This is a genomic window from Streptomyces sp. NPDC050422, from assembly GCF_044458665.1.
Lineage (GTDB): Bacteria > Actinomycetota > Actinomycetes > Streptomycetales > Streptomycetaceae > Streptomyces.
The window spans coordinates 234,697-247,818 of the sequence record NZ_JBITIE010000014.1; the positions used below are offsets into that span (position 1 = coordinate 234,697).

The window sequence follows — 13,122 nt, forward strand, 5'->3', positions numbered from 1 at the left end:
TATGTACGAGATCCGGGTAAAGAGAGCCGTCAAGTCGTCGTGCGAGAGCAGTTTCATCAGCGAAGATAGAGGGTGACCCGTGCCACGCGGCATGGGCATCGAACTACCCAACAGGGGCGGTGACTTACATGATCCTGGCAGCTGAGAAGGGCGACATCACCACCATCATCGGCGGAATCGCCCCGAACTGGGGGCCGTTCGGGACCTTGGGCAACGAGGCCCGCGTAATGATCGAGGTCGTGATGGCGATCGCCATCCTGCTCTGTCTCGGCATCGCGGTCTGGGGCGCGGCGAAGCAGCGCATCGGTGCGACGGCCCTGCGCGACACGTTCAGCGCGGAACAGGGCAAGGGGCTGATCGTCGCGGGCCTGACCGGTGTGTTCATCATCGGATCGCTGGGAACCGTGTTCACCATCGTCTACGGCATGGCCGTCTAACCAGCCGTCGGCCCACGCCCAGGGCAGTCCCGCCCACCCCTCACCATCCGTCCGTCGTGCCCACCGGCAGAGGTTGCGTCCCCCTGATGTCGAGTCACCACACCGCCTCCGCGCGGGAACCAGCACGGCTACCGTCGTACAAAGACGCGGTTCAGGCAACGGTTGAGGGGGCGTGCGCGGCATGAGTCACGACGACGGCTACGGCAACGACTCGGGGCGTACGGGCGACGGTTACAGCACCATCGGCGGTACGCGCCAGACCCGCACCCGCCTCCCCGACGGCGAGGGCGACGGCTACGGCCCCCGCCGCCCGGCCCGCAGCTCACGCTCACTGGTCACCGTCGTGGGCGTGATCGTCCTGCTGCTCGCAGCCATCGCGTTCGCCAACATGGGCGGAGGCGACGGGGACAAGGGCGGTGCGTCGGGAAGCAACGACAAGAAGGCGGGCGCGGCACCGACGGCAGCGACCGGGACGAAGCCGGTGACGGGGAAGAACGGCGAGATCCCGTCGGGGTTCGCGCACGACGAGCAGGGGGCGCAGAGCGCGGCGGCGAACTACGCTGCGACCTTTGGCTCGGACGGCATGTTCAACGATGACAGCCGACGCGAGATCGTCCAGGCCCTTGCTGATTCGAGTACAAGAGCCAGCCTTCAGGCCGGCTTCGACGCCGACTACTCTCAGGCATTCTTGGCCCAGATCGGTCTCACCGCCGATGGAAGCGCCCCAGCGGGCTCAACCTTCGTCAACCGAACCATGCCAGCAGGCACGAAGATCAAGCAGTACAGCGCGGAGACCGCAGATGTAGACGTGTGGTGCACGGGCTTGTTCGGTCTCACGGGCGAGAAATCCACCAAGCCCGTAACCAGTGGCTGGTTCACCGTGACGATGAAGCTGAAGTGGGCCGGATCGGACTGGAAGGTCCTCGAGACGGGTCAGAAGCAAGGGCCGACGCCCGTAACCGGCGACAATCCCGTTTCCGGCTCCGACGAGATCGCAGACACGGTGAACGGATTCGGAGGGTTCACGTATGCCCGGTAGCCTCCGTCCTCGAATGAGCTCGGTTGCCGCAATGACGGCAGCCGTCCAGACATTGATGTTCCTCTTCGCGGCACAGGTGACAGCCGCTCCGTCGCCAAGCCCCACGCCGAGTAAGAGCAACGACGCCTGCGGTCTCATCGCAGGACCTGCGCGCCAGTACTGCGAAGGCAACCCCGCCCCCAAATCCAACGCCCCCAACAGCGTCGACCCCGCCCTCGACCCCCTCACCTCCCTCGGCCGCGGCTGCGCCGACGCCGCAGCGTGGATCGTGGGCAAGCTCAGCGAGGCCGTCAAGAGCACCGCCAACGTCGACTTCACCAACACCCGCTTCCTCCAGCAGTACGCGATCGTCTTCGCCGCCTCCACCGTGCTGACGCTCGTCCTGTGGCTCCTCGCCGTCGCCAAGCGGGCGATCCGCGGCGTGCCGCTCACCACCGCGATCTCCGAGGCCATCGGGTTCCTCTGGCTCACCGTGCTCGCATCGGCCTTCACGCCGCTGATCCTTTACACGATCGTCTCCGCCACCGACGGCGTCACCGAGGTCATCTCCTCGTCCTCCGGCGGGCAGACCGATGTCTTCTTCGGGTCGTTCGCCGATGCGCTCAAGAAGGACTCCGACATCGGCGGCGGGCCGATCATGCTGATCGTCGTCTCGCTGGTGTCGATCCTCGCCGCGGGCATCCTCTGGCTGGAGCTCGTGATCCGCGCCGCCCTGCTCTACGTCGGCGCCCTGCTCGGAACCGCCGTGTACGCGGGGCTCGTCGACAAGAACATGTGGGGACACGTACGCCGCTGGGCGGGCATCATGATCGCCGTGATCATGGTGAAGCCGGTCATCGTCATCGTGCTCGGGCTGGCCGGCGCGCTGTCCTCGGACGACGGGCCCGACGCGTTCTCGGCCGTCGTCTCCGGGCTGGCCATCATCCTCCTCGCCATCTTCGCCTCCGGCATGATCTACCGCTTCGTCCCCGGCTTCGGCGACGAGATCCAGGGCGCCCGCACCAACCGCAAGCAGGCCACCGACGGCTCCCAGGCCGCCGCGATGATCAGCTCGCCCGCCGCTCTCGTCTCGCAGGGCATCAAGACCCACAGCAGCCGCGGCGGCGGCCAGGACGGCGGCGGCGGCGGCAACAACAGCGGCGGCGGACGGCCCGCCAACCCGGTCAGCGGCGGAGTCGCCGCACACAGCTCCCGCAACTCCGGGAGCGGGGTCGGCGGCGGATCTGTCCCCTCCGCCGCACCTCCGCCCCGCAGCGGTTCGGGCCCCACCTCCGGCACCCCGCACAGCAGCCGGGGATCACGTGGCGGATCCGGCGGATCAGGCAGTTCAGGTAACAAGAGCACAGGAGGTGGCGGGCGTTGAGCACGCAGTCCCATCCGATCGCGCCCCGCCGTACGTATCTCATCGGCCGTGCCCGGCCGAACGCGATCGTCGGCAAGAACCGCGAGACGGGCGAGATCGCCCTGATCATCGGCGGTGCGTTCCTCGGCATGATGAGCGGGCTGCTCGTCCCGGTCCTGTCCCTGCGGATCGTCCTGCTCACCGGCTTCCCGCTGCTGGCCCTGGCGATCGTCTACGTCCCGTACAAGCACCGGACCTTCTACAAATGGTTCGAGATCAACCGCAGCTTCAAGCGCTCCCTGCGCCGCGGCACGTCCTACCGCTCCTCCGCCATGGAGGCCGGCGTCAGCGCCGACGGGCGTGAGGTCGAGATCGGACCGCCCCCCGGCATCGGCCGGATCAACTGGCTGGCCGCACCCTTCGGGCCGGACGAGATCGCCGTACTGCTGCACGCCGACCGACGTACCGTCACCGCGGCCATCGAGATCGAGGGGCCCGGTGTCGGGCTGCGCGACAGCGAGGACCAGGAAGCACTCGTCGACCGGTTCGGCACCCTGCTCAAGCACGTCGCGAACGGCGACGGTTTCGTGACCCGCATCCAGATGCTGGCCCGCACCCTGCCCGCCGACCCCGACGCCCACGCCAAGGACGTCGCCCAGCGCGGCGACAAGGCCTCCCCGGGCTGGCTGCAGGAGTCGTACGAGCAACTCCAGTCGATGGTCTCCACCTCCAGCGAGCAGCACCGCGCCTACCTCGTCGCCTGCATGCACTTCACCCGCGAGCTCTCCGCCGAGGCCCACGCCATGGCCCGCGCCGCCCGCCCGCACGCCGGCCGCAAGATCGACCGGGACGCCGGCCTCGCCGTCGTCATGGCACGCGAGCTCACCGACATCTGCGCCCGCCTCGCCGAAGCCGACATCCGGGTCCGCCAGCCGCTCGGCCAGAGCCGCCTGGCCTCCCTCGTCCATTCGATGTACGACCCCGACCACCCCATCGACCACATCCAGGCGATGACGAAGCGCAACGCCTGGCCGGCCGAACTGGACGCGGTCGAGCCGACGTTCCTCCAGGCCAAGACCCGCGAGTCGTCCACCCGGGCGCCCTGGTGCCACTCCACGGCCTGGGTGAAGGAATGGCCGATGACGCCCGTCGGCGTCAACTTCCTCGCCCCGCTCCTCGTCCACACGCCCGACGTGATCCGTACGGTCGCGGTCACCATGGACCTCGAACCCACCGAGATCGCCATCGAGCGGATGCTCACCGAGAAGACCAACGACGAGGCCGAGGCCAGCCGTCAGGCCAAGATGAACCGCACCGTCGACCCCCGCGACACCGCCGCCTACGGCCGGCTCGACCAGCGGGGTGAAGATCTCGCGAGCGGCGCGGCCGGGGTGAACCTCGTGGGGTACATCACCGTGTCGTCACGCTCGCCCGAGTCCCTCGCCCGCGACAAGCGGACGATCCGGGCCTCGGCCGGCAAGTCGTATCTGAAGCTGGAGTGGTGCGACCGCGAGCACCACCGCGCCTTCGTGAACACCCTGCCCTTCGCCACCGGCATCCGCCACTAGCCGCACACGACCGAGAGAGACGAAAGGGAGGTCGGTCACGCCATGCGAGATCCGCTGTCCGCGTTGTCGGACGCCTTCACCGCCTTCCTCTTCGGGAAGGTGGAGACGACCCGGCTGCCCGTCCGCACCTCGACCGGACAGGCCCAGGCGGTCTACCTGCCCACCGCCGCCCCCGGCCTCGGCGACTCCGGCGTGATCATCGGCCGCGAGGTGTACTCCGGCAAGGGCTACATCTACGACCCCTTCCAGCTGTACGGGCAACAGCTCCCCGCCCCGCACTGGCTGGTGCTCGGCGAGTCCGGCAATGGCAAGTCCGCGCTGGAGAAGACGTACGTGCTGCGCCAGCTCCGCTTCCGCGACCGCCAGGTCGTCGTCCTGGACGCCCAGGGCGAGGACGGCGTCGGCGAATGGAACCTCATCGCCCAGGAACTGGGCCTCACCCCCATCCGCCTCGACCCCACCTCCGCGCTCAACGGCGGCATCCGCCTCAACCCGCTCGACCCCGCGATCACCACCACCGGGCAGCTCGCCCTGCTGCGCACCATCATCGAAGTCGCCATGGGCCACGGCCTCGACGAGCGCTCCGGCTTCGCCCTCAAGGTCGCCCACGCCTACGTGAACGAGACGGCGACCGACCGCCAGCCGGTCCTGATGGACATCGTCGACCAACTCCGCCACCCGGAACCGGAATCCGCCGAAGCGATGAACGTCGACATAGACGACGTACGGGCCTGGGGCCTGGACGTCGCCCTCGTCCTGGACCGGCTCGTCGACGGCGACCTGCGCGGCATGTTCGACGGATCGACGTCCGCCGGCATCGACCTCGACGCCCCACTGATCGTCTTCGACCTCTCGCACATCGACCGCAACTCCATCGCCATGCCGATCCTGATGGCGATCGTCGGCGTCTGGCTGGAACACACCTGGATCAGGCCCGACCGGAAGAAGCGCATCTTCCTGGTGGAAGAGGCCTGGCACATCATCAACTCCCCCTTCGTCGCGCAGCTCTTCCAGCGCCTGCTGAAGTTCGGCCGCCGGCTCGGGCTCTCGTTCGTCGCCGTCGTCCACCACCTCAGCGACGTGGTCGACGGAGCCGCGGCGCGGGAAGCGGCGGCCATCCTGAAGATGGCCTCGACGCGCACGATCTACGCCCAGAAGGCCGACGAGGCAAGAGCGACCGGCCTGGTCCTCGGTCTGCCCCGATGGGCGGTCGAGATCATCCCCACGCTCACCCCCGGCATCGCGGTCTGGGACGTCAACGGCAACGTACAGGTCGTCAAACACCTGATCACCGAGGCCGAACGCCCCCTCGTCTTCACCGACCGCGCCATGACCGAGTCCTCCACCTCCGACCTCCTCCCGGAGGACGTACGCGCCGCCGAACTGGAGGCGGAGCAGCGCGCGGCACGGATCGAGAACCAGCAACGGCTGAACGAGTCGTCCGAGTCAACGGTGGCATGACATGGCGGGTGCGGGGCGCGGAGACGTACGCGGCGGCGGAAACGGAGGCAACGGAAACGGCGGCGGCATCCCCGACGGGCTGCTGATCGGGCTGCTGCTCTTCCTGCTCGGGCTGACGCTGCTGGCCTGGACGGCCACGGGTCTGGCCGGCCTCCTCGCCCACGGCGGCTGGCCCGACGGCGTCACCCTCGCCGAGACCCCGTTGGCCATGCGCCGGCTGGTGGAGGCCCCGCACGACCTGCCCGCCGCCTGGCCGGTCACCCCGGCCGGGGAGCTGTCCGGGTACGGGCTGTTCTGGGGCCTGTTCATCGGCGAACTGATGGTCCTGGTGGTGCTGACCGTGTTCGTCATGGGCGTGGTCGCCCGCTGGCGAGGCGTACGCGCACGCCGGCGCGCCGAGCGCCTGGAGCCGCGGAGCGAGCCCCCGCAGGAGTACGCGTACGAGGAACGGGTCCCTCTCCAGGAACCCGCGCGCGCCCAACCAATCACCGAACAAGCAGGCACCGCCGAAGCCACCCAGCCCCTGACATCCCCGGCCCCAGACTCGACACCGGCTCCGGCTCCGGCTCCGGCTCCGGCTCCGGCTCCGACCTCGGCTCCGGCTCCGACCTCGGCCCCGGCCCCCCTCCCGCCCGTCGTCCCCTCCCCGCGCACGCCCCTCGTCATCTACGGCCCCGCAGCCACCCGCCGGCCCACCGCCGTCCAGGCCATCCGTGAGGCGGACGGGCCCCTGCTCGTCGTCACCTCCGACCCCAGCGTCTGGGCCGAGACCAAGGACGCCCGGGCCAAGCTCGGCCCGGTCCTCGTGTACGACCCCGGCCACCTCTGCGACACCCCGGCCCGGCTCCACTGGGCCCCCACCACCGGCTGCGAACAGCCCGACCGCGCGGCCGCCCGGTCCGCCGCACTCCTCGCCCCGGTACGGCCGCAGTCCCGCATCGACGCGGCGACGGCCGACACCGCGGAGACCCTCCTGCAGTGCTGGTTGCACGCCGCCGCGATCGACGGCCGCCCCTTCCGCCAGGTCCACCGCTGGGCGCTCGGCGGCAGCGCACACGAACCGGTGCGCCTGCTCCGTACCCACCCCAAGGCGGCCTCCGGGCTCGCCGGACTGCTGGAGTCCGCCCTCACCGCCCACCCCGAACGCCGGGAGATGGCACAGGAACTGACGGTACGGGCCTTCGGCGCCCTGTCCTCGGTCCACATCCGGGACGCCTGCACACCGAACCGCGCCGACTCGCTCGCGCTGGCATCCTTCGCGGACGAGGGGGGCAGCCTCTACGTGGTCGGCGAACCCATCGAGAACCCGCGCTCGGGCCCCGGGGCGATGCCGCTGCTCACCGCGCTCGCCTCGGACGTGGTCGAGCACGGCCGCCGCATGGCCGCACGGTCGTCCGACGGCCGGCTCGACCCACCCATGACGCTCGTCCTCGACGACATCGCGGCCGTGGCCCCCCTGCCCCGGCTGCCGGAGCTCCTCGCCACCGGCGAGGAGCAGGGCCTGCCGACGCTCGCCCTGCTCCGCTCCCGCGAACAGGCCCGGGCCCGCTGGACCCAGCAGCTCCAGACCCCGACCACCCTCTGAACCGGGGGTCTGGGCGTGTTCTGAAAGTCCCGCCCGGCACGCCCGCCCTACGGCCTTCGCTGCACCGCGTCGGCGACTGCCGCGGTGACGAACCTTTCGACGGCCGCCTTGGCCGGCGGGCCCGGGGCCTCGCGATCCGTGAAGAGGAGATGCCCGCCACCGACCAGGGACAGGGTGAGCGAGTCGATGTCGGCGTCGGCCGCGATACGGCCCCGTTCACGCTCGGCGGCCAGGTAGGCGGAGATCGCGGTCGTGGCCTCGGCAAGGATCGCGATGCCCCCTCCGGGCCTGGCACGCCGCAACCGGGCGCGCAGCTCGTCCCTGAAGGTGATGAGCGGAATGATCGCCACCGGAACCGGCCCGAACAGGGTGGTCAGCGCGGCGACGAGGTTGCCGGTCACCGTGCCGGATCCGGTGGACTCGCGCAGCGCACTCGCCTGCACCTCCAGCTGTGCGGCCCGGTCGAGCACGAGGTCGGTGAGGAAGGCGTCGAAGTCGGCGAAGTGCCGGTGCAGGACACCCTTGGCGCAGCCCGCCTCGTCGGTGACGGCCCGGCTGGTCAGCCCGTTCGGTCCCTCCCGCAGAAGCACGCGCTCGGCAGCGTCGAACAGCTGCTGCCGCGCGTCGCGGAGGTGCACCCCAGTCGGCACTCGCGGATCCTCTCGTGAGGTCGTCCCACCCGCATCATTGTCGAGTGGGCAGGCGCCCACTAAAATGGGCGCATGCCCATAGTATCGAGAGAGCACCCGGAACCCTCCCCCGCGAAACCGCACGAGGCCCAACGGATGGCCGAATCGTTCGGCGTGGACGCACAACGCTACGACCAGGCGCGCCCCGCCTACCCGGCCGCGCTGGTGAAACGGATCGCCGACGGGAGCCCCGGGCCCGACATACTCGACGTCGGCTGCGGCACCGGCATCGCAGCCCGCCAGTTCCAGGCCGCCGGTTGCACCGTGCTCGGCGTCGAGCCCGACGCCCGGATGGCCGGCTTCGCGCAAGCCCGCGGTCTGGACGTCGAGGTGGCCACCTTCGAAGCCTGGCAGCCCGCCGGCCGGACGTTCGACGCGGTCATCGCCGCCCAGTCCTGGCACTGGGTGGACCCGACCACCGGCACCGCGAAGGCAGCACAGGTGCTGCGCCCGGGGGGCCGCCTGACCATCTTCGGACACGCCTACGAACCGCCCGCCGAGGTGGCCGAACTATTCGTTCGCCCGCCGAGGTGGCCGAACCATTCGCCGCCGCATACCGGCGGGCGGCGCCCGACTCCCCGTTCAACAGCGGACCGGCCCGACGCCCGCTCGACCTCTACCGGGCCGCCTACGCGAAGGTCGCCGACGGGATCCGTGAGACCGGCCGGTTCCACGACACGGAACAGTGGCAATTCGACTGGGAGCAGACCTACACACGCGAGCAGTGGCTGGACCTGCTGCCCACCACCGGCGGCCTCACCCAACTCCGTCCCGAGCAGCAGACCGGCATCCTGAACGCGGTCGGGGACGCCATCGACTCCCTGGGCGGACGCTTCACGATGACCTACACCACCCTGGCCACGACCACAGTACGCACCGGCACCCCCTGAGCCCGGCCACCACCTCGCCGCGCAACCACTACGGACGCGCCACCGCGTACTCCAGCTCCCGGGCCGTCGGGTCACCTGGCATCGGCACGGTCTCCCCCGTCGGCACGAACCCGATCCGCCGGTACAGAGCCGCCGCCCGCGGATTGTCCTCGTGCACATACAGCCGTACGCGCTCGATCAACGGCTCACCCAGCGACCACGCCCAGTCCGTCCCGGCCCGGAACAACTCCTCGGCCAGCCCACTGCCCCGCGCCTCCGCCCGTACGAACACCCCGACCACATGCGCTTGGTGGACCGCCGCCGCCTCACCGAACCGCACCTCGTCGTCCGGCCGCTCGATCAGCACGGTCACCGTGCCCGCCCAACTGCCGTCGGGCGCCTCGGCGACGAACTGCCGCACTCCGCCGGCGCCCGTCTCCGACCCCCCGGCCGCCCGCTCCCGCCAGAAGTCGTCGGACCGCTCCGATGCCTGCTCGTACGTCTCAAGAAAAGCCACCGGCGCCACCGGGTCCTGCAGAGCGGCCAGTCGGAGTTCCCTGACCAGTTGCCATTCCTCGGCACGCACCGGGCGAATCACGTAGTCCATGCGCCGATCCTGACCTGCCGCCGACGCCCGTGTAAACAGATTCGGCCGGCGCCGAACCGTCGTACCCCGGTACTACGCCCGCCGCCACATCCCGCCCCCGGTCCGACGCCCCGCGCCCGCCCGCTCCATAGCGTCGACCGCATGATCAAGGCACACGAACTCAGCAAACGGTACGGCGACACCACCGTCGTCCAGGACCTCGACTTCACAGTCCGGCCGGGCACCGTCACCGGCTTCCTCGGCCCGAACGGCGCCGGCAAGTCCACGACCATGCGCATGCTCCTCGGCCTGGACGCCCCCACCCGCGGCCGCTCCACGATCGGCGGACGCGCCTACGCCACCCACAGCGCGCCCCTCACCGAAGTCGGCGCCCTGCTGGAGGCCCGCTCCGTCCATCCGGGCCGCACCGCCTTCCACCACCTGATGGCGCTCGCCCACACCCACGGCATCCCGCGCAGCCGCGTCGAACACGTCCTCGATCTGGCCGGACTGACCGCAGTCGCCGGGAAGCGGGTCAAGGGCTTCTCGCTCGGCATGGGCCAGCGGCTCGGCATCGCCGCCGCGATGCTCGGCGACCCTGCCACCCTGATCCTGGACGAGCCGGTCAACGGCCTCGACCCGGAAGGCGTGCTCTGGATCCGTAACCTGCTCCGATCCCTCGCCACCCAGGGCCGCACGGTCCTCGTCTCCTCGCACCTGATGAGCGAGATGGCCCTCACCGCCGACCACCTCGTCATCATCGGACGCGGCCGCCTCCTCGCGGACACCACGGTCGCCGACTTCGTCGCCACCGCGGGCGGCAACGCGGTCAAGGTCGTCACCCCGCAGGCCACCGCCCTGCGCGACCTCCTGCGCGGCCCCGGCATCGAGATCACCCCTGCGGACGGCCCGGACCAACTGGAGATCCGCGGAACGGACTCCGCCCACATCGGACGCGTCGCCGCCGCCCACGCCATCCCGCTGTACGAACTCACCCCGCTCGCCGCCTCCCTGGAGCAGGCCTTCATGGACCTCACCCAGGATTCGGTCGAGTACCGGATCACCGCCCCCGAACCGGCCGGAGCCCTCGCATGACCACCGCGACGACCACCACCCCGCACCCCTACCGCGTCACTCCGGCCCGGGTACTGCGCTCCGAATGGCACAAGCTCCACACCCTGCGCTCCAGCTGGATCACCCTGGGCTCCGCCGCCGCCCTCATCCTCGCCGTCGGCATCGTCATGGGCACCACCTACACCTCCGACGGCGGCGACTCGGACGTCGACACCGTCATCCTGGTCCTCTACGGCACCACACTCGGCACGCTCTGCACGGTGGTGCTGGGCATCCTCGTCACCGCCGGCGAGTACTCCTCCGGCATGATCCGTGCCTCATTCACCGCGGTACCCCGCCGGCTCCCGGTCCTGTGGGCCAAGGCGGCCGTCTTCACCGCCACCGTTCTCGGCGTCATGCTGGCGACCTCACTGCTCACGTTCGTCGTCGCACAGATCTTCCTCAACGACACGGACCAGGCCGCCTCCCTCACCGATCCCGGCATGCTCCGCGCCGTGGCGGGCAACGCCGTCGGGACCACCCTCCTCAGCCTCGTCGCCCTCGGACTCGGCGCCCTCCTCCGCTCGGTGCCCGGCGCGATCGGCGCCTTCATCGGAGGCGTCATGGTCCTGCCGGAAGTGCTCACCACGCTCCCGTACGACGCGGTGGAAACCGCAGTCCGCTACTTCCCCACCCAGGCAGCCGGCGTACTGGGCTCCGCGACCCCGCTCCCCGACGCCGCCTCCCCCACCGGCGCTCTGCTCGCCCTCGTCCTGTGGGCAGCGGCCACACTGGTCTCGGCTGCTGCCCTGCTGCGACGCCGCGACGCATGACGCGGACAGGACCGGGCGCGAGGATGGACGCGTGAAGGACGACGACACCAACCGGCCTGCGGGCCCCTTCCCGCTCACCGGACACATCCAGCGCCTGCTCCAGCGCGTCCGCGCGTTCGACCGCCGGCACCCCCTCGTCTGGAACGGGCTGCTCACCACGTTCTGGGTGCTGTTCGCCGTCCTCGACGTCTCGTCCGGCGGCTGGCAGACGGTCGCCGTCGACCCGGACGTGTCGGAGTCGCTGGTCCTGACGATGAGCGTGGCGTTCTCCGCCCCGCTGCTGTGGCGCCGCAGCCACCCGCTGGCCGTGCTCCTGTTCATGGCCCCGTTCGCCCTGGTCAACGTATGGACGGGGGCGGTCATCCAGGCCGCCTTCCTCCAGGAGATCGTCGTCTTCAACATCGCGGTCAGGCAGCCGATGCGCACCCTGGCATGGTCGGGCGCGATCGTGCTCGCCCCGCTCGCGATCGGCTCGGGCCACTTCCCGGACGACTGGGACCGGATCTTCGTCCCGCACCTGTACGCCTTCGCGTTCGCATCCCTGGTCGGCATCGTGGTGCGTACGCGCAAGGAGTACACGGAGGCCCTCGTCGACCGCGCCAACCGCCTCGAGCTCGAACGCGACCAACAGGCCCAACTGGCGGCGGCCGCCGAACGGACCCGGATCGCCCGGGAGATGCACGACATCATCGGCCACAACCTCTCCGTGATCACGGGCCTCGCGGACGGCGGCGCCTACGCCGCGGCCAAGAGTCCCGAACGGGCCGCCCAGGCCCTGGACGCCATCGGCACCACCAGCCGCCAGGCCCTCGCCGAACTGCGCCGCCTGCTGGGCGTCCTGCGCGACCCCCCGGAGCGGGCCGACCGCACCCCCCAGCCCACACTCGACGACATCGACGCCCTGCTGGAGGGCGTACGCAGCGCAGGCCTCCCCGTACACCTGCACCACCACGGCACGCCCCCGCCCGTCCCGCCCACCGCCGGCCGTCAACTGACGGTGTACCGGGTGGTGCAGGAGGGGCTGACGAACACGCTGAAGCACGCCACCGCGAATCCGTCCCTGGCGGCGGAGGTCACGCTGACGTACCGTCCGACGGAGCTGGAGGTCCTGATCACGGACAACGGCACGCCGCGCCCCGGCGCCGGACCGTGCGACGGCGCCGGTCAGGGCATCACCGGCATGCGCGAACGGGCCTCGCTGTACGACGGCACCCTCGAAGCGGGCCGGCCGACCACCACGGGCTGGCAGGTACGGCTCCGACTCCCTCTGGAGGACTCCCCCTCGTGACGACCGTGCTCATCGCGGACGACCAGCCGATGCAACGCTTCGGATTCCGCATGCTGTTGGAGAGCCAGGACGACATGACGGTCGTCGGCGAGGCCGCCAACGGCCACGAAGCCCTCCAACTCATTGCTCAAAACCAGCCGGACGTAGCCCTGATGGACATCCGCATGCCCCTGCTCGACGGAATCGAGGCGACCCGACGCATCATCAGGACCGGCTCCCGCACCCGCGTCCTCATCGTCACCACGTTCGACCTGGACCGCTATGCGTACGACGGTCTGCGCGCCGGCGCCAGCGGCTTCCTGATCAAGGACGCGCTACCGGAGGAGCTCCTCTCCGGCATCCGGGCCGTGGCCAGCGGCGACGCGGTGGTCG

At 70.5% G+C, this 13,122-nt stretch carries 12 protein-coding genes and 1 pseudogene; 11 read left to right on the forward strand and 2 right to left on the reverse strand.

Annotated elements, in window-relative coordinates:
• Positions 1-128: 128 nt before the first annotated feature.
• The 6 genes from ACIBJG_RS23675 (at position 129) to ACIBJG_RS23700 (ending at position 7,432) form a co-directional block, all read left to right on the forward strand.
• Positions 129-437 carry a hypothetical protein gene (locus tag ACIBJG_RS23675; RefSeq protein WP_072489575.1) on the forward strand — a complete coding sequence of 103 codons (309 nt, stop codon included), beginning with the start codon at positions 129-131 and terminating at the stop codon, positions 435-437.
• Between the two features lie 181 nt (positions 438-618).
• Positions 619-1,476, forward strand: coding sequence for a hypothetical protein (locus ACIBJG_RS23680; protein WP_399310150.1), 858 nt, complete (start codon positions 619-621; stop codon positions 1,474-1,476).
• A 31-nt stretch (positions 1,477-1,507) separates the two neighbouring features.
• The gene (locus tag ACIBJG_RS23685; protein ID WP_399310152.1) at positions 1,508-2,839 is read left to right on the forward strand and encodes a hypothetical protein; all 1,332 of its coding nucleotides are present in this window, start codon (positions 1,508-1,510) and stop codon (positions 2,837-2,839) included.
• A complete protein-coding gene (locus ACIBJG_RS23690) occupies positions 2,836-4,386 on the forward strand; it encodes an SCO6880 family protein (protein WP_399310153.1) in 1,551 nt (516 codons plus the stop codon). The genes ACIBJG_RS23685 and ACIBJG_RS23690 overlap by 4 nt, the downstream gene beginning before the upstream one ends.
• Before the next feature lie 42 nt (positions 4,387-4,428).
• Positions 4,429-5,847 (forward strand): ATP-binding protein, encoded by a 1,419-nt coding sequence (locus ACIBJG_RS23695; protein ID WP_399310155.1) that lies wholly within the window; start codon positions 4,429-4,431, stop codon positions 5,845-5,847.
• 1 nt (position 5,848) lies between these two features.
• Complete coding sequence (locus tag ACIBJG_RS23700; RefSeq protein ID WP_399310157.1) at positions 5,849-7,432, forward strand: type IV secretory system conjugative DNA transfer family protein; 1,584 nt, start codon at positions 5,849-5,851, stop codon at positions 7,430-7,432.
• Between the two features lie 47 nt (positions 7,433-7,479).
• On the opposite strand, the gene ACIBJG_RS23705 is transcribed toward ACIBJG_RS23700, so the two are convergent.
• Entirely contained in the window at positions 7,480-8,082 is a 603-nt protein-coding gene (locus tag ACIBJG_RS23705) for a TetR/AcrR family transcriptional regulator (RefSeq protein ID WP_399310159.1), read from the reverse strand.
• 72 nt (positions 8,083-8,154) lie between these two features.
• On the opposite strand from ACIBJG_RS23705, the pseudogene ACIBJG_RS23710 reads away from it, so the two are divergent.
• Positions 8,155-9,011 (forward strand): annotated as a pseudogene (locus tag ACIBJG_RS23710) (class I SAM-dependent methyltransferase).
• Positions 9,012-9,039: 28 nt separating this feature from the next.
• Here the strand turns inward: ACIBJG_RS23710 and ACIBJG_RS23715 are convergent.
• Positions 9,040-9,597 carry a GNAT family N-acetyltransferase gene (locus ACIBJG_RS23715; protein WP_399310160.1) on the reverse strand — a complete coding sequence of 186 codons (558 nt, stop codon included), beginning with the start codon at positions 9,595-9,597 and terminating at the stop codon, positions 9,040-9,042.
• Between the two features lie 141 nt (positions 9,598-9,738).
• Here ACIBJG_RS23715 and ACIBJG_RS23720 point away from each other — a divergent pair, with 141 nt between their 5' ends.
• The 4 genes from ACIBJG_RS23720 to ACIBJG_RS23735 form a co-directional block, all read left to right on the forward strand.
• Positions 9,739-10,671, forward strand: coding sequence for an ABC transporter ATP-binding protein (locus tag ACIBJG_RS23720; RefSeq protein WP_399310162.1), 933 nt, complete (start codon positions 9,739-9,741; stop codon positions 10,669-10,671).
• Positions 10,668-11,462 carry an ABC transporter permease gene (locus tag ACIBJG_RS23725; RefSeq protein WP_399310163.1) on the forward strand — a complete coding sequence of 265 codons (795 nt, stop codon included), beginning with the start codon at positions 10,668-10,670 and terminating at the stop codon, positions 11,460-11,462. The genes ACIBJG_RS23720 and ACIBJG_RS23725 overlap by 4 nt, the downstream gene beginning before the upstream one ends.
• 31 nt (positions 11,463-11,493) lie before the next feature.
• The gene (locus tag ACIBJG_RS23730) at positions 11,494-12,750 is read left to right on the forward strand and encodes a sensor histidine kinase (protein WP_399310165.1); all 1,257 of its coding nucleotides are present in this window, start codon (positions 11,494-11,496) and stop codon (positions 12,748-12,750) included.
• The coding region (locus ACIBJG_RS23735) for a response regulator transcription factor (RefSeq protein ID WP_399310167.1) at positions 12,747-13,122 on the forward strand (376 nt) is incomplete at its 3' end. The genes ACIBJG_RS23730 and ACIBJG_RS23735, both read left to right, overlap by 4 nt.